At 65.6% G+C, this 16,921-nt stretch carries 14 protein-coding genes; 5 read left to right on the top strand and 9 right to left on the bottom strand.

Going from position 1 to position 16,921, the window contains the following annotated elements:
• Positions 1-5 precede the first annotated feature (5 nt).
• The 5 genes from IEW24_RS21180 to IEW24_RS21160 all read right to left on the bottom strand — a co-directional run bounded on the left by IEW24_RS21180 (position 6) and on the right by IEW24_RS21160 (position 6,766).
• On the bottom strand, positions 6-635 hold the full coding sequence (locus IEW24_RS21180) for a flavin reductase family protein (protein WP_188582392.1): 630 nt from the start codon (positions 633-635) through the stop codon (positions 6-8).
• 100 nt (positions 636-735) lie between these two features.
• Positions 736-1,785, bottom strand: coding sequence for a diguanylate cyclase domain-containing protein (locus tag IEW24_RS21175; RefSeq protein WP_210324267.1), 1,050 nt, complete (start codon positions 1,783-1,785; stop codon positions 736-738).
• The gene (locus tag IEW24_RS21170; protein ID WP_188582389.1) at positions 1,782-2,339 is read right to left on the bottom strand and encodes a chemotaxis protein CheB; all 558 of its coding nucleotides are present in this window, start codon (positions 2,337-2,339) and stop codon (positions 1,782-1,784) included. The genes IEW24_RS21175 and IEW24_RS21170 overlap by 4 nt, the downstream gene beginning before the upstream one ends.
• A gap of 6 nt (positions 2,340-2,345) precedes the next feature.
• The gene (locus tag IEW24_RS21165; protein ID WP_210324266.1) at positions 2,346-3,203 is read right to left on the bottom strand and encodes a CheR family methyltransferase; all 858 of its coding nucleotides are present in this window, start codon (positions 3,201-3,203) and stop codon (positions 2,346-2,348) included.
• Entirely contained in the window at positions 3,185-6,766 is a 3,582-nt protein-coding gene (locus IEW24_RS21160) for a response regulator (protein WP_188582387.1), read from the bottom strand. Before IEW24_RS21160 ends, IEW24_RS21165 begins: the two co-directional genes overlap by 19 nt.
• A gap of 400 nt (positions 6,767-7,166) precedes the next feature.
• On the opposite strand from IEW24_RS21160, the gene IEW24_RS21155 reads away from it, so the two are divergent.
• Positions 7,167-8,273: a polysaccharide deacetylase family protein gene (locus IEW24_RS21155; RefSeq protein ID WP_188582386.1), complete on the top strand. Its 1,107-nt coding sequence runs from the start codon at positions 7,167-7,169 to the stop codon at positions 8,271-8,273.
• Positions 8,274-8,351: 78 nt separating this feature from the next.
• Here the strand turns inward: IEW24_RS21155 and IEW24_RS21150 are convergent, their stop codons facing one another.
• The 3 genes from IEW24_RS21150 to IEW24_RS21140 form a co-directional block, all read right to left on the bottom strand.
• Positions 8,352-10,418 carry a calcium-binding protein gene (locus IEW24_RS21150; RefSeq protein WP_188582383.1) on the bottom strand — a complete coding sequence of 689 codons (2,067 nt, stop codon included), beginning with the start codon at positions 10,416-10,418 and terminating at the stop codon, positions 8,352-8,354.
• A 179-nt stretch (positions 10,419-10,597) separates the two neighbouring features.
• The gene (locus IEW24_RS21145; RefSeq protein ID WP_244644583.1) at positions 10,598-11,614 is read right to left on the bottom strand and encodes an Lnb N-terminal periplasmic domain-containing protein; all 1,017 of its coding nucleotides are present in this window, start codon (positions 11,612-11,614) and stop codon (positions 10,598-10,600) included.
• The gene (locus IEW24_RS21140) at positions 11,607-12,755 is read right to left on the bottom strand and encodes an alpha/beta hydrolase (RefSeq protein ID WP_188582379.1); all 1,149 of its coding nucleotides are present in this window, start codon (positions 12,753-12,755) and stop codon (positions 11,607-11,609) included. Before IEW24_RS21140 ends, IEW24_RS21145 begins: the two co-directional genes overlap by 8 nt.
• A gap of 330 nt (positions 12,756-13,085) precedes the next feature.
• Between IEW24_RS21140 and IEW24_RS21135 the strand changes: the two genes are divergently transcribed.
• The 4 genes from IEW24_RS21135 to IEW24_RS21120 all read left to right on the top strand — a co-directional run bounded on the left by IEW24_RS21135 (position 13,086) and on the right by IEW24_RS21120 (position 15,772).
• Positions 13,086-13,412 carry a hypothetical protein gene (locus IEW24_RS21135; protein ID WP_188582378.1) on the top strand — a complete coding sequence of 109 codons (327 nt, stop codon included), beginning with the start codon at positions 13,086-13,088 and terminating at the stop codon, positions 13,410-13,412.
• A 291-nt stretch (positions 13,413-13,703) separates the two neighbouring features.
• Positions 13,704-13,958, top strand: coding sequence for a GlsB/YeaQ/YmgE family stress response membrane protein (locus IEW24_RS21130; RefSeq protein WP_188582377.1), 255 nt, complete (start codon positions 13,704-13,706; stop codon positions 13,956-13,958).
• An 88-nt stretch (positions 13,959-14,046) separates the two neighbouring features.
• Positions 14,047-14,271 (top strand): alkylphosphonate utilization protein, encoded by a 225-nt coding sequence (locus IEW24_RS21125; protein ID WP_188582376.1) that lies wholly within the window; start codon positions 14,047-14,049, stop codon positions 14,269-14,271.
• 199 nt (positions 14,272-14,470) lie between these two features.
• Positions 14,471-15,772 (top strand): T3SS effector HopA1 family protein, encoded by a 1,302-nt coding sequence (locus IEW24_RS21120; protein WP_188582375.1) that lies wholly within the window; start codon positions 14,471-14,473, stop codon positions 15,770-15,772.
• Between the two features lie 58 nt (positions 15,773-15,830).
• Here the strand turns inward: IEW24_RS21120 and IEW24_RS21115 are convergent, their stop codons facing one another.
• Positions 15,831-16,874, bottom strand: a complete 1,044-nt coding sequence (locus IEW24_RS21115; protein ID WP_188582374.1) for a threonine aldolase family protein — start codon at positions 16,872-16,874, stop codon at positions 15,831-15,833.
• Between the last annotated feature and the right edge of the window lie 47 nt (positions 16,875-16,921).

Raw genomic sequence — 16,921 nt, 5'->3', positions numbered from 1 at the left:
GGCCATCAGCTTGCCGGGCGCTCCAGATCGAACCGGCTGTCCGGCGTGATGTGGGCATAGGCCGTGGGCCCGCCGGCACGCAGCACGAGGCCCGCGCCGAAGGTGTCGAATACGCCCTCCTTCAGCACCGCGTGGTTGATGTGGATGCCCACCACCTCGCCCAGCACCAGCGTGGCGCCGGTGGGTGCACCAGAGGCTCCACGAAGCGGATAGATATCCGTCACCTTGCACTCGAACTGCACCGGGCTCTCCGCCACCCGCGGCACATTTACCAGCCGCGACGGGACCTTGGTGAGCCCCGCCCGCACGAACTCGTCCTCGCCATAGGGCAAGGGCGCACTGGTTTCGTTCATCCGTCCGACCAGATCGCGGGTCACGAGGTTCCAGACGAACTCGCCGGTCTCCTGCGCATTGCGCAGCGAATCCTTGGCGCTGGTGCTGGAGAAACCAATGATGGGCGGACGGTAATTGAAGGCGTTGAAGAAGCTGTAGGGCGCAAGATTGACGCTGCCATCCCGCCCGCGTGTCGCGACCCAGCCGATGGGACGCGGGCCGATGATGGCGTTGAGCGGGTCATGCGCGAGCCCGTGCCCCTTGGCCGGCTCGTAGAAATGGATGTCAGCGGTCTCGGACATGCAAGCCTCCGCGGCGGGCCTCAGCCCCCGACGATTCGTCATGCCGACCTTGGCCCACGGCGCGTGCCGAGACCAGCCGTGCCGCTGCGGGAGACGCGCCTCAGGCTTGCGACACGGCGGGCAGGTCGAGGCTGGCCTGGAGCACTCCGTTCTTGCCGCCCTGCTTCACCACATACATGGCGGTATCGGCCATGCGGATGAGATCCGTTCCGGTGTCGGCATGCTCGGGATAGAGCGCCACGCCGATGCTGGCGCCGATCTTCACCTCGACCGTGCTGCCGTCCATGGTCAGCACATAGGGCTCGCTGATCAGCTCGCAGATGCGCCACGCATGCTTCACCGCCGCCTCGGCATCGGCGACCGGCGCCATGATGACCGCGAACTCGTCGCCGCTCAGACGCGCGGTCACGTCCTCCTGACGCAGATTCTCCCGCAGACGCTGCGCGATGCCGCACAGCAAGGCATCCCCGGCACCATGGCCATGGCGGTCGTTCACCTGCTTGAAGCCGTCGATATCGAGATAGAGCAGGGCAAAGGGCTGGACGTGGCGCTCCGCATAGGAGATGGCGCGCCCGAGATGTTCCAGGAACAGCAGGCGGTTGCCGAGGCCGGTCAGGGAGTCGTGGGTCGCCATGTGGCGGATCTGCTTCTCGATCCGACGCCGCTCCTCGATCTCGCTTTCCAGCTGTTTGTTGCGCTGTTCCAGCTCGTCCATGGCCGATTTCAGACGCAGCTTGCTGATGTGCAGATCCAGGAACACCGTGATCTTGGAGAGCAGCACCGCGTCATTGATGGGCTTGGCGATATAGTCCACCGCGCCGAAGGTGTAGCCCTTCAGCCGGTTGATATCGTCGAGATAGGCGGCGGTGACGAAGATGATCGGAATGCTGCAGGTGGCCGGATTGTCGTTCAGGAACGCCGCGACCTCGAACCCGTCCATGTCCGGCATCTGCACATCGAGCAGGATCAGGGCGAATTCATTGTCGAGGCACAGGGCCAGCGCCTCGTTACCCGAACTGGCCTCGTAAAGCTCGGCCTTCACCGATGAGAGCAACCGGCGCATGGAGGCGAGGTTGGCGGACACGTCGTCCACCACGAGGATCTTCGGCAGAGGCTCGCCATCCACCACGGTATCCAGGGTCTTCATCATCGTGGGAGCCGGTTTATGCGATCCGCAATATGGGCCAATGACCCGCAATAGTCCGCGCCTGCACGGGCCAGCGCGGCGGTAGGCATGGTACGGATGGCGGCCTCATCGGGATCCTGAACGAACGCAAGCCCTCCCGCGCGCCGGATCAGATGCAGCCCCTCGGCTCCATCCGCATTCGCGCCCGTAAGGACCACGCCTGCAAGATTGGCACCATAAGCTGTCGCGGCACTTGCAAAGAGGACGTCGATGGATGGGCGGGAGAACGCCACCTTCTCGTCCATGGACAAGGCGAAACGGCCGCCTTTTTCAAGGAGCAGATGGTAGCCGCTCGGCGCCACATAGACCACGCCCGGCTGCGCGACGATGCGCTCTCGTGCTGTTTCAACAGGCAACCGCGAGGTCTTGGCGAGCATATCCGCCAAGAAATCCGGCCCATCGGGCCCCAGGTGATTCACGACGACGACGGGACCTCGAAAAGATGCATCCAGATGGCTGAGCAGGTGCTGCAACGCCGAAGGTCCGCCGGCGGATGCCCCGATCACGACGGCGGTCATGGCGCCTCACCGCTTGCCCTGGAGCCGATAAAGCTGAGCTTTGATATCAATAGCATGAAATTTTTGCGCTGCGGGAGAGAATTGTAGATTTTCGCGCGTCCCGACGCAGAGGAATCCACCTCGCACGAGGCTGGTTGCGAACTTTCCCAGCACGCGATCCTGCAAGACATCGGTAAAATAGATTAGAACATTCCGACACAAAATCAGATGCGCCTCGCAAAAGACTTCATCCGTTACAAGATTGTGATTGGCGAAGGTAACACGGGATATAAGCCGCTGATCCATTTTCGCCCGATCGTAGCGGGCGTGATAATAGTCTGACAGCGTATGCGTACCGCCTCCCGCAAGGTAACGGCGTGCCGCATCCCTCAGATCTTCGCTGGGGTAAATCCCCTCTTTTGCGCTGGCCAGAGCTGCGTCCGAAATATCGGTGGCGAAGATGTGGGTACGGTCGTAGAGGCCCGCCTCGGTGAGCAGGATGGCCAGCGAATAGACCTCCTCCCCCCGCGCGCAGCCGGCCTGCCAGATGGTGATCTGGCTGTAGGTGGACAGCGCCGGCAGCACCACCTCCCGCAGGGCCAGGAAAACCGAGGGGTCGCGGAAGAATTCCGAGACCGGGACTGAAAGCCCCGCAATCACATCACCGATCCGCTCGGGCTGGTGCAACACACGCGCCGCCAGATCGGCGATGCTCTGCTCCCCCTGCTGGGACACCAGATTGCGGATGCGGCGCGTCAGCGAAGCCCGACCATAATCCCGGAAGTCGTAGCCGTAGCGGCGGTGGAGCACCTCCACGAACAGATCGACTTCAAGCTCCTCAAGGAGCGCGGGATCGGTTTCCGGGCTCATCTTTTCGGCAACCACGACCGGATCATGGACAGGAGACGCGGCACATCGATGGGCTTCGCCAGATAGTCGCTGGCGCCCGCCTCAAGGCATTTCTGGCGGTCATCCTTCATGGCCTTGGCGGTCAGGGCGATGATCGGCAACTGGGTGAAGGCGCCACCGCGCTTGCGGATTTCGGTCATCGCCTCATAGCCATCCATCACCGGCATCATGATGTCCATCAGCACGATCTCGATGCCCGGCGCCTCATCCAGTTGGCCCAGGGCCTTTACGCCATCCTGCGCGAGGATGACCTCCATGCCCTTGCCGCGCAGGATCTTCGCCAGCGCGTAGATGTTGCGCATGTCGTCATCCACCAGCAGGACCCTGCGGCCCTCCAGATCGCCATCGGGTGCCGCAGGCACCGCCTTGGCTTCGTCCTGGACACTGTGCAGGAACAGGCTCACCTCATCCAGCAGCCGCTCCTTGGACATGGCCCCCTTGATGACGATGCTGTCGGTGAAGCCGCGCAAGCGCAGGCTTTCCTCGCTGGTGAGATCGCGGCCGGAATAGACCACCACCGGCACATGGAGATTGAGCGCGGTCATGTGCTCCAGCACTTCGAAGCCGGACATGCCTGGCAGGCCGAGATCGAGCACCAGGCAATCGAAGGCGGACTTCTGCAGCATGGCGATGGCTTCCTCGCCGCTGCCCGCATCCGCCACCTCCGTGCCCTCCCGCGCAATCAGCTTGTGCACGGCGAAACGGGCATCCGCGTCATCGTCCACGATCAGCACGCGACGGCCGCGATCGGGCGAGAAATGCTCCAGCACCGACAACGCGCCGGACAGGTCCTCTGCGGTGACGGGCTTGGTCAGGAAGCCCACCGCGCCGAGATCGCGACCCTTGCGGGCCTCGTCCAGCGCAGAGACGATATGAACCGGAATGTGCCGGGTGGCGTGCGTCTTCTTCAACTCCTCGATGACCGTCCAGCCATCCATGCCGGGCAGCATGACGTCGAGCAGGATGCCCCGCACCTTGTGGGCACGCGCCAGCGCAAGCCCGGACTCGCCATCGCCGGCGGCAAGGGCCTGATAGCCCTTCTTGCGCACGATGCCGACCAGCGTGCGGGCGAAGATGGGATCGTCCTCCACGATGAGGATGCAGGGCGTCTTCCCGTCCAGAACGGCGCGGTCGTCCTCCACGAACACAGCGGGTCGGGGCGGCCGGCTGGCCTGGGGCTGGGGCCGGATTTCCTGCGCAGCCACCACTGGCGCCGCAGCGGCCGCGCCCTCTGCCGCACCGGCGCCGCTGGCCGGCAGCACGAGGCGGAAGGTGGTGCCCTGTCCCACTTCGCTGCGCACGTCGATGGTGCCGCCCAGCAGCTGGGCGAGGCTACGGGAGATCGCAAGGCCGAGACCGGTGCCGCCGAACTGGCGCCGGGTGGAGGAATCCACCTGCTCGAACGCCTCGAAGATGGTCTCCAGCTTCTCGGCGGGAATGCCGATGCCGCTGTCCGTCACCTCCACCTGCAGGCCGCCGCCTGCCACCGCCGAGAACACCACCCGCACCGCGCCCTCGGCGGTGAACTTGAAGGCATTGCCCAGCAGATTGTTGGTGATCTGCTCCAGCTTGCCGTCGTCGGTGATGACCGATTGCGGCGTGCCCTCGCTGATGGAGACGGAGAAGGTCAGATCCTTCTCCTGCGCCACATGGCGGAAGTTGCGCTCCATACGCTGACCGATGGCCGGAATGGAAACCGGCTCCATCACCACGTCCATCTTGCCGGCCTCGATCTTCGACAGATCGAGGATCTCGTTGATGAGACGCAGGAGATTGCTGCCCGACGAGAAGATGATGGAGGCCGCCTCCACCTGATCCGCGTCGAGATTGCCCGTGTGGTTCTCGGCCAGATCCTGGGAGAGGATCAGCAGGCTGTTCAGCGGCGTGCGCAGCTCGTGGGACATGTTGGCCAGGAACTGGGACTTGTACTGGTTTGCCCGCTCCAGATCCTCGGCCTTGCGCTCGGTCTCCGCCTGCAACTGCTCCAGCTGCGTCTTCTGCTCGTTCAGCGCGTCGGAATTCGTGCGCAGCTCGTCATTGGACGACTGCAGCTCCTGCGCCTGTACGCGCAGTTCCTCCTCGGAGGTGATGAGCTTCTGCGACTGCTGCTGGAGCTGTTCGTTGGTGGTGCGCAATTCCTCCTGCTGCACCCGCAGCTCTTCCTCGGCGGCCCTGAGTTCCGCCGCCTGCCGCTGGCTCTGATCGAGAAGCTCCCGCGTGCGCAGGGCGCGCGCAAGATTGTCCAGCGACAGCGCGATGATGTCTGCTGCTTCCTCCAGCAGATGCTGGCGCCGACCGGAGAAGGCCTCGAAGCTCGCCATTTCCAGCACGCCGAGCAGCCGGTCCTTGGCGATGATGGGCAGCACGAAGACCGTCCTGGGACTGGCCTCGCCGGTGCCCGAATGAATGCGGACATAGTCCTCCGGCACCGGCGTCAGCAGGATCGGCTTGCGCTCCATGCCGCACTGGCCCACCAGCCCCTCGCCGAGACGGTAGCTGGTGGAGACGTGCCGCCGTTCCTTGTAGCCGTAGCTGCCCAGCAGGCCGAGTTCCTGCTTCTCCTCGTCGAAGGCATAGAAGACGCCGACCCCGGCATTCAGGCGCGGCGCCAGATCGGCCAGCAGGCTGGCGGCAAAACTGCGGAAATCCTCCGCCCGCTGGAGGTTGGAGGAGACGCTGGCGACACCGCTCTTCACCCAGTCGTTGTCATAGGTGGTGATCGCCATTTCCTTGAAGACGTTCAAGGCCCTGCCGATGATGCCCACCTCGTCGCCCCGGTTCAGGTGCGGCACCTCGATGGAATGGTCATGCCCGGCAAGGCGCTCCATCAGTTCTGCCATGTGACGCAGCGGCCGGGTGATGAACCGACGGCTGAGATAGAAGGCAATGATGCTGACCAGCAGCATGCCCACGAGCGCCACCGCATTGACGATGCTCAGGAGATCGCCCTGCCGGTCCAGCGCCTCGCGCCGCTCCTTCAGCTGGGCTCCGGCGGATGCGGACAGCTGATCCAGGATCGCGACCACGGCCCGGCTGCCGGACATGCCCGTTTCCGCGACCAGGAAATTCTCAAGGACCTCTTCCCGCTCGGAGCTGGGCACCGGCCCGCGCCCGACCCGCTCCGACAGCGCGACCATGGGCGAGCCCACCTGCTGCGGCCAGCGGTCGTTCAGGCTGGCCACGCGATCGGCGGCGGTGCGCAGGACGGGCTGGGTCTGCGTCCGGTCGCGCAGCTTCTGAATGTAGCCGTCCGCATCCTGTGAAGCCGTCTCGAACACCTGAACATTGGCGGCGGAACGCACGAAGATCATGCGAATGAGCGAGATCTGCCGCCGATTCAGGGAACGCGCGGTGAGGTTGGCCTGGTTGATGATGTCCACCAGTTCCTCGGCCTCGGCCTGCGCCCGGTCGGATTCACGCACCGCCAGGATGTTGCCGGTGAACAGCACGAGGACGAAAGCCGTCATCAGCGACAGCAGGATTGCGAACTTCCACTGAGCCGGAAGGTCGGCAAGCCATGTACTCCTGGACTTTGTCACCAGCCCCTCCCGCCCTCTACGCAACTCACGCTAGTCCTGCCGCTCTCCATACAGGAGATGCGTTTCGGATGCGTCACCGCCCGCTCAAGTCGTCACCGGCAGATCAGCACTCCCACGCTACCGCAGAAGTGTCGCACAGGCGCCACGGGTTTCGAAATGACAAGGCAAAAGCACGCTGTCGGGGACAGGAAAGCGCTTGTCCTGCGCTGCAAGCATGGCGCGTATCCAGTTTTCGGAGTATCGAAACCCAAGGGCTTCACACTTTATCCATGGGATCGGGATCAGACTGCGCTGCAGATGCTCCCATCAGGTGCAAGGCTTCGCCGTGAAAAAAGTATTGGCCGTCTCCGCAGTTGCCGTTGCCGCAGCCCTCGGGCTGGGCATCGCGTGCAGCCAGATCATGGCGTCCGCCTCTGCCCCGGCGCCGACGGCCATCGCGCGCGTTGCCGACGCCGGCCCCCCCGCCGCCAAGCCTGAGACGAAGCCCGAAGCCAAGCTTGCCCAGGTGACTATGCCGGCCGTGAACAGCGGCACGGCCGCCACCGGCCAGGCCACGGCGGGCGGTATCGCTGCCGCGGCCTCCCCGGTGTTCGCGCCGCCGGTCTTCGGCCCGCAGGCAACGCCCGCGCCCGAGGCGCCCAAAGGCCCCGCCTCCTATCGGTCCGCCGAGGTGGATGGCCCCTATATCGCCATCACCTTCGATGACGGCCCGAATCCGGAGACCACGCCCAAGCTGCTGAAGATGCTGGAAGCACGCGGCATCAAGGCCACCTTCTTCATGCTCGGCTCCAATGCGGTCGCCAATCCCGACGTGGTGCGAGCGGTCGCCGCCGCCGGCCACGAGATCGGCAACCATTCCTGGAACCACCCGCAATTGCCCAAGCTGACTGAAGCTGCGGTGGACAAGCAGATCGAGGATACCAACGCCGCGATCCAGAACGTCATCGGCAAGAAGCCCATCTATCTGCGGCCGCCCTATGGCGCCATGACGCCGGCGCTCCAGCGCCACGTGGAGCAGAAGTACGGCATGAGCCTGATCTACTGGTCCGTGGATCCGCTGGACTGGAAGATCCGGGACGCGGAGAGCATCTACAATCAGATCACCACCCACGTCCGCCCGGGCTCCATCATCCTGGCGCATGACATTCATGCCACCACGGTGTCGGCCATGCCCCGGGTGCTCGATGCGCTGATCGCCAAGGGCTACAAGTTCGTCACGGTGTCCGAGCTGATCGCCATGAACAAGCCGAAGGCCGTGGCCGCGCTAGCCCCGGCGGCAACGCCCGCCCAGCCGCGCAAAAAGCCGCGTCCGCCCCAGCACAATGCCGCCAACCCGCGCCCCGCCAACGGCACGGTGGCCGCTGCCAATGGCGCCGCCAAGCCGGCAAACGCCCAGCGCCCCGCCAACTCGAACGCAGCCGTGCCCGGCGCGCCGCTCTCGATCACGCCCACCGGCGGCCAGCCGCTGCCGCCCGCCTCGGTGGCACGGAACGTCGGCTCCTACTGACGACGCAAGCTGCTTCAACACCTTGAACGGCATACGGCCCGGATCGCATCGCGATCCGGGCCGTATGCGTTTGGGGCCTCAGAGCAGGTGGAAGGTGAAATTGTCCGCCATCAGGTCCGCGATCTCCACGTCCTGAATCAGCACGCCGAACGTCCAGGGTGAGCCCCGGCTGAAATCCAGATAGGTGCCCTCGTCGGTCTGCGAGGCGTGGGACAGCACATCCTCGAAGCTGAACATCCCGGCGCGGTAGGTCAGCCCGATTTCGATATGGATGGTGTCGCCGCCTTCCCCCGCGGTGAAGTCCACGATGCGATCCCGGCTGCTTGCCTCGACCCCCATGACGAAGGTGTCGGACCCGGCACCACCCACCAGATAATCGTTTCCGCCGGCCCCCACGAGGATGTCGTCGCCATCCCCGCCCCGCAGGGAATCGTGGCCACCGTCGCCCCGCAGGTAGTCGTTGCCGGCGCCGCCGCGCAGATAGTCGCGGCTGTTATCGCTGAAGAATTCCCCGTCGCCATAAATGAAGTCGTCGCCGTCATCGCCGAACAGCCAGTCCGAGCCATGCCCGCCCTGGATGCGGTCATTACCGTCGCCACCGCGCACCGTGTCGTCGCCGTCCTGGCCATCGAGGCGGTCATCGCCGCCCAGCCCCATGATGCTGTCATTGCCGCCGCCACCGGAGATGATGTCCGCCAAGCCAAGGCCGCTCAAGCTATCCGCGCCATCCCCGCTGACGACGGCGAGATGCTCGATGTCGGTGAAGATGGCCCCACTGCTGGAGAAACCGCGTTCTCCATCCAACACCACGTCCCCTGCGGCTGTCAGGTCCAGCTCCAGCCAGTCCTCGCCGGCCCCGCCATCCACCGCGCCTTCCGCGCCGATGATGATGCTGTCATTGCCGGCACCGCCGCTGATGTCATCAGCACCACCGCCGCCCTCCAGCACATTGTCCGCATCATCGCCGATCAGCGTGTCGGCATATTCGGTACCCCGGACATTCTCGATGCCGGTGAAGGTGTCGCCCTCCGCATCACCGCCCGTTCCCATTCCGAGCAGCAGATTGACGGAGACCGCACCGGCACTGGCCGTGCCATCCGTTGACGCATACAGCGCCCAGTCGAGGCCGCTGCCGCCATCGAGCACGTCCGCGCCCGCGCCGCCGGTCAGCTCGTCATTGCCACCCGCGCCGGACAAATGGTCGTCACCCGCGCCGCCCAACAGGACATTGGCATTATCATCACCGGTCAGCCGGTCGCCATGAAGGCTGCCGATAAGCCGGTCGATGCCTTGCAGGCGATCGCCTTCCGCATGCCCGCCACTGCCCTCGCCGCTGGCGAGACTGACGGTCACGGCCGCATCGGAGGCCGAATAGTCTGCGGTATCAAGGCCGGAGCCACCGATCAGCGTGTCGGCGCCCAGCCCGCCGATCAGAAGGTTCCGGCCGCCCCCGGCATTCAGCACATTGTCCCCGTCATCGCCGATGAGGGTGTCATTGCCGTTCCCCGTCGCCACATTCTCGATGCCGATCAGGATGTCGCCGTCCGGCGTCGTGCCGAGCGCGAGATTGATGGTGGAGTCCGGTGAACTGAAGGGTTCGAAGAAGACCGCCGTATCGCTGCCGGCGCCGCCGACGAGCAGATCAACACCCCGGCCACCGTGCAGGACATCATCTCCGGCGCCGCCGATCAGGATGTCGTCGCCATAATCGCCCTTGAGGGTATTGGCGCCGTCGTCACCGATCAGCACGTCGTCATAGAAGCTGCCGTTCAGATTCTCGATGCTGATCAGCGTGTCGCCTTCGGCTGCCCCGCCATAGCCCGTCCCGGTATTGAGATCCACGATGACGCGGGTCGGTGAATAGGTATAGACCGCCGTATCGCTGCCGGGCCCGCCATCCAGTACGTCCGGGCCGGGCGGATCCACATATCCGCCGCCGCCGCTCAGCAGATCATCTCCGGCACCGCCTTCCAGCCAGTCGTTTCCGGCGTAGCCATCCAGTTGATCATTGCCGTCGCCGCCGAGGAGATGGTCATTGCCCTCCATGCCCCGCAGCCAGTCATTGCCGCCAAGGCCGAACATTTCGTCATCACCGGCGGTACCGGTGAAGCTGTCGTTGCCATCGGACCCAATGATCGGGTTCATGACGTTCTCTCCGCTGCAATTATTGGAATTTATATTTATCCAGGAACGCGGATGACACGCATATCCCAAGGATAACACGCTGCAAAATCCAACAAAAGCGGAGCATTCGCGCGATCTATCGCCCGAATTTCAATTCTAAATTTGAATCAGTTTACAGATGCGATGGCGAACCGAGCATCTCAGCGCACCCCCGCCCCATAGAGCGGGCTCGCCGCGCGGATGTCCGCCGAGAATGTGCCGGCGGGCGAAGCATCTCCCGGCTTGCGGTGGATCACCGCCGCGCGCTTGGTCTCGTCGAGCGACAGGGACGTGCGCAAGGCCCCATGATCATGGAGATAATCCGGCACATAGCCGGACAGGAGAATGCGCCAGTCCATGGGCAGGCCCGGCGCCACGAGGCGCGCCAGCCGGAAGATCACCGTGGTGCAGTTGCTGGTGATGGTCTGGTAGAATTCCGGCTTATCCACCAAGGCATTGGTCCGGGCGAGATAGGACAGGAACAGCTTGCGCGCCTGCTCCGGCGTGACGTTCAGCGGAAACAGCGAGACGGTTTCGCCGCGTGCATCGGTGCGCAAACGGACGATGTCATTCTCGTCCGCCGCGATCATCGCCAGCTCGAACTCCTTGAAGAAGCCGCCGATTTCGGAAAACACCTCGGTGCGCTCGCGCCTGATCTCCACCGAGAACACCAGATGCTGGCCGTCCGCAAAGGCGAAGCTGACGAGCGTGTGGGCGATGGCGGGGTTGGCCCACACCGAGGTGACGAGGTCCACGCCCTGCAACCCGTTGAGATCATAGGTGCGGGTTTCCCAGCGCGGGGTGAAGTCGGTCTCGCTGCGCCAGTCGAAATTGCGCACGTCATGGACCGTCACCCGGTTGCCGTCGATCTGCGCTGTGGCGATGCGGGCGACATCGGGGGCCCAGTCGCGCTCGGCCGAGGGCTGGATGCTGCTCCACCAGACCGTCACCAGAACCAGCCCCAGAAACAGCGCCAGCCAGCCCCGCAACCGCCTGTACCAGCTGATATAAAGGATGCCGCAGGCAGCCATGCCCACAAGCGCCGTCACCGGCCAGCGCCACCCGCCCGGCACCTGGAAGGACACCGCCGTGAGCGTCCAGGCGGCGGCCAGAACGACCAGCAGCGCCAGGGGCAGGAAGGACCACAGGCGGGGCCTGCGCGGGATGGCGTCACTCACCGGCAATGGCCCTCCCCACCACCCCGAAGGGCGCTGAAACCGTTGTGCCCACTGCATTGAAGATGAAGGCACCCGCCTGCCGGACATCGCGCCCGCGCTCATGCGCCCCGGATTCCAGACGCGGGTAGAGCGCCGCCAGCTCGGTGAAGCGATCGTGGTTGAAGCCGTCTGATGCCTTGAGACTGGAGATGTCCACGACCTGCACCCCGGCCTTCGCCGCCGCCTCCTGCACCCTTGGATCGTCCACGTCCAGCGCGCCCACGCGGGGCCGATCACCGGAGATGCGGCCGGACAGGGAGAGGGCCACATCATCGCGGGAAACCAGCAATGTCAAAGGCGGAGACAGGCGGCCGATGACCGCCAGCTGGGCCCGGAACACATCCACGTCGATGTCCGGGGCGGCCAGCACCACGTCGAGGCGGGCGATGACGGCGTTGCGGCCCATGAGGCGGAGCTGGCGCACCGCCTCGGCCACCAGCCAGCCCCCCATGCTGTGCCCCAGAACGGTGATCTTGCCGGTGCCCGGTTCGCGGGCCAGTTCGGTCAGCAGTTCGACCAGCGCATCGCGGGAATAAGCGACGGATTCCCGGTCCGCCGCATAGCCTTCCAGCTTGGCTTCGGAGGGCCAGGCGAACAGGACCGGTACCCCGCCCACATTGGCGTCGGCGGCCAGCTGGGCCAGGCGGAACAAGGATTCCTGGAAGTTGTAATTATAGCCATGGACGAACACCGTCACCGGCCCGCGCGCGTTGGCGGTGGCGCGCAGGAAGGCCTGGCGCGTCTGTACCGACTGGTCCAGGATGGCGAAGCTGGTGGCCGGATCCGGGGTGCCGGTGGGCCATTCGATGCGACCGGGCTGGTGGTTCGGAGGTAGCGATACGCGGAAGGCCGCATAGCCCGTCTCGCGCGCCCTTCTGGCCGTGAAAACGTTGCTGTCCGGGGCTTCGCGCTGGCGGGTGGTGGCGACCTCCACCGTCACCACCTTGGCGCCGGGCACGCCGGGAACGGTGGTCAGGACCTCCGGGCCGGGACGGGGCGCGCAGGCGGCCAGAGGGCCGGCGAGGAGGCTGGTGAGGGCGAGCAACAGCGCAGCACCCCGGCGTGCGCGCGGAGCAGCGGACGAGACTTTTGTCCAACGCATGGAATGCGACAATCCCTTGGTGACGTCCCCGGATGGCCCCGCAATGGCCCTCTTATGGAACACTGGACACGGACTCCGTCCCGACGCCTCCCGCCCTTGAGCCGCCTTGCTTCGCGCCGTCCGCCAGCCGAAGCGTGACAGGGACAACGCAGGATGGCCACGGCTTGTTCGCGGCCAAGACCTCAGATGGCACACTTTTTCCGCACGCGCCCCTCCACCCTGCCCCATCGGGACCGTTGAAACGCCCCCGAAAAAGGCCAATATCCAATATGCCAGACGATAGCCGCGCCGCCGATGCGCGCCCGCCGGACTGGACGAGGAGGAACGCACATGGCTGACCATACGAAGGTTGATGATGTGATCGACAAGGTGTCCGGCCTGATCGCCGCCGACGCCTATGGGGATGCCGCCCGCGAGGTGGCGGCCTTCAAGGCGGCGCACCCCGGCCTGATCTTCTTCATCGAGGAGGCGCTGCCCTCGCGGGTGTCGGACCACGTCCTGAAGAAGACCGGCGCCCACGTGGCCTTCACCACCTACACCCTGCGCCATCCCAACTGGGCCACCGAGGTGGCCAAGGCCGCCGCCGATCCCGACGCCTTCGCCCGGCTGGTGAGCGCGCTGGAAGCGGAACTCTCCTCCAAGCAGAAGGCGGCCTGAGCCGGCCTGCCGCGCGCGCCTTCCCGCCGCCCGCCCCATGGCCGGCGGCGGGAAGGCGCCGCTTTGCTGCTCACCTGCTCATCAACAACCTCTCCGCCCCGACATAAGGTCTTCGCGCGACCGAAAGCGAAATGCGCCCGACATAGACTGTCCCGCGCCACCGACCCGCCCGCGATGCAAGGCGCGAAGACTTCGCCCGACGCCCCGGAACCTTACGCTTACGCTCACGTTGTACCGCCATGCCGACCGCAACCGTGGCCGGCCGTGGAATCGACGCGCGCGGAGGGCGCCATGGGCATCATCTGGACCATCATCATCGGCTTCATCGTGGGCCTCATCGCCCGCTTCCTGCATCCGGGGCCGAACGAGCCGACCGGCTTCATCCTCACCACCATCCTCGGCATCGTGGGCGCCAGCGTCGCCACCTATCTGGGGCAGGCCATCGGCTGGTATCACGCCGGCGAGGGCGCGGGTTTCATCGGCGCCGTGGTGGGCGCGGTCATCGTGCTCTTCATCTGGAGCGCGGCCACCCGTCGCATGGCCTGATAACGGCGGTTGCTGGACGCAGCCCCCCGCACGCCCCATAAGGCCCGCGCGCGCATTTTTCCGCGCGGGCAACTGGGAAGCGTGAGACGTGAGCGACGAGATCATCGTGAAGGACAGCAACGGCACCCGCCTGAACGACGGGGATGCGGTCACGCTGATCAAGGATCTGAAGGTGAAGGGCACCTCGGAGACGCTGAAGCGCGGCACGATGGTGAAGGGCATCCGCCTCACCGACAATCCGGCCGAGGTGGAGTGCAACACCAAGCAGGTCAAGGGCCTCGTGCTGCGCACGGAATTCCTGAAGAAGGCGTGAGGCGGACGGGGTGGCACCGGCTATACCCGGCACGCCCCATCCGGGCCCGCACGCGCCTCCGGCCCACCGATGAGCCCCGGCTCACGCACGGCAATCTTGCCCGTGGCGCGGGCCCGACGCACACTCCCTGAAGCTGTAACGGACCCGGCGGCGCGCGAATGGCGGCGCTTGGGTTACGTCATGGCGATGGAGACGACCCATGCCGACCGCCGCCGATGAATATGTGGCCAATCTTGCCTTCTTCGCCGGGCTGCGGAACCTCACCGGCACGGTGAAGCTGGCATATAGCGCCACCACCGGGCGGTTCAGCCGCGCGGGCAATGCCTTCAGCCGCACCATCGGCAACTGGAAGGCCACCGGCGGGCAGGAACAGTCCGTCACCAACGACGCCATGTTCCACGATCCCATCGTCTCGGTGTTCCGCGCCGCCCGCACCCACAATGCGGACATCGCCGGCCGACGCGACGCCTATCAGGGCCTCGCCACGCTGCGCCGCCAGTATACGGACCAGACCAAGGCCGCGAGCCTCCAGCGTACGCTGGTGGACGTGCTCGCGTTCATCCACTCCGCGCTGGTGACGGACACGCTGGAGCGCTATCGCACCATCGACCCCGATGCCGTCCTCGGCCCGCTCGACCTCAGCTTTCTGAACACCGTATGGGATCAGCGGGCACGCCTGTTCCCACTGGTGGAGCAGGGAGCCATGGCCGATGCCGGCAACAGGCAGGGGGTGCGCCCCTATGCGACGCTCGCGAACCAGATCTACAAACTCTACAACGCCAATGCGGAAGTGGAGATCCTCGACAAGACGGCCTGGGCCAAGGCCCTGCCCGCCCTGCACAAGAACAAGACCGGCCAGCGCTATTACCATCTCCAGCACAACCGGGTGGCTCTGGGGGCCAAAGACGCCGGACAGATGGCCAGCAACCGGGATTACGGCACGGATTTCGTCTATTACACGCCCGGCTGTCAGGGAGAGGGCCTGCTCTGGCGCATCTATCTGAATTTCGAGGCCGAGGCCGCAAGCGCCATCCTGAACCATCTCTGGAGCGTGGCGAAAACCTTCCGCATCCAGTCGTTCAAGATTTCCGGCCCGCACAGCTTTCATACGCGGGTGGACAAGATCGTCATCTATGTCCAGGTGAGCCACCTCGACCTGCTGGTGGCGAATCTGCGCGCGAACGCCGAGGCCTTCCGCCTGAAAAGCCCGTCACCCGGCATGACGCGCCCGATCATTCCGGGCCTGTCCATCGGGGTCGAGCCGGGCATGTTGAACACCGGCTTCGGCTTTGATCCCTCGTTCGACCCCAGGCAGATCGAGCGGCAGAGCTATGGCAGCATCCGCTGCCAGCTCATCGCCGCCGCCCTCACCCAGATGCATGCCGTGGGCGAGGAGAACCCGGAATGGGCCAAGCGCTACCGGGCCGACAAGGCGTCATTCCTGAAATGGGTCGCCATCGCGTTCGAGGGCTATGGGAAGCAGTTGAGGGGTGAGAGCTGACGCCGCCACGCCTGAAGCGCGCCCTGATATGCTCTGCCATAGCGGATCGCACCGTCCCTCAGCCCCGCGCCGCCGCGATCAGCCCATCCACCTCATCCGGCGTGGTGAGGAAGGCGCAGACGAAGCGGGCCAGAACCTCGTCCGGCCCGAGCCGTCCCGCCCCATCCCCCGGCCATAAGTGATAGTGCGCGCCGGCCGCCTGCAGCCGCGCATGCAGCGCCCCGGACAGCACCACGAAAGCCTCATTGGCCGGCACCGCCAGCGGCAGGCGCACGCCGGGAACCCCGGCAAGCCCGGCGGCGAGGCGCGCCGCCATGGCATTGGCGTGGCGGGCATTGCTGAGCCACAGATCATCTTCCAGATAGGCCAGCATCTGGGCGCCGAGGAAACGGCCCTTGGAGATGACCTGCGCGCCCCGCTTGAGGCGGTACCGGAACTGCTCCGCCAGCGCGGCATCGAAGAAGACGATGGCCTCCGCCGCCAGCGCGCCGTTCTTGGTCGCGCCGAAGGACAGCACATCCACTCCCGCCTTCCACGTCAGCTCGGCCGCGGAGGCATTGGTGGCGACGAGTGCATTGGCGAAGCGCGCGCCATCCATATGCAGCCTCAGGCCATGGGCGCGGCACCAGGCGCCGATGCCCGCCACCTCGCCTGCCTCATAGACCTGCCCCAGCTCGGTGGCCTGCGTGATGGAGACGGCGGCGGGTAGCTGCTGGTGGAAGCCGCGCACGAAATCGGCCCGCGCCTGCTCCAGCGCCTCAAGGGTGAGTTTGCAGCCCGGGCCATCCAGCGCGGTGAGCTTGGCTCCGCCCGTGAACAGCTCCGGCGCGCCGCACTCGTCGGTGTTGATGTGCGCCTCGCGGTGGCAGAAGACGGTGCCGAACGGCGGCGTCACCGCCGAAAGAGCCAGCGCGTTCGCCCCCGTGCCGGTGGCGACCAGAAAGGCCGTCAGGTCGGTTTCGAAAATCTCCCGCAGGCGGGCGACGGCGCGCTCCGTCCACGGGTCGGCGCCATAGGAGCGCGCGGGGCCGGTGTTGGCCGCCTGCATGGCGGCGAAGATCGCGGGATGCACACCCGCCACATTGTCCGATCCGAATTCCATGGGTTCGCTTGATAGCCGATCCGCTGTCCGTGCGCATGAGCCCTCCG

The sequence above is a fragment of the Azorhizobium oxalatiphilum genome, assembly GCF_014635325.1.
Taxonomy (GTDB): Bacteria; Pseudomonadota; Alphaproteobacteria; order Rhizobiales; family Xanthobacteraceae; genus Azorhizobium; species Azorhizobium oxalatiphilum.
This window is presented reverse-complemented; position numbering and strand designations above follow the sequence as displayed.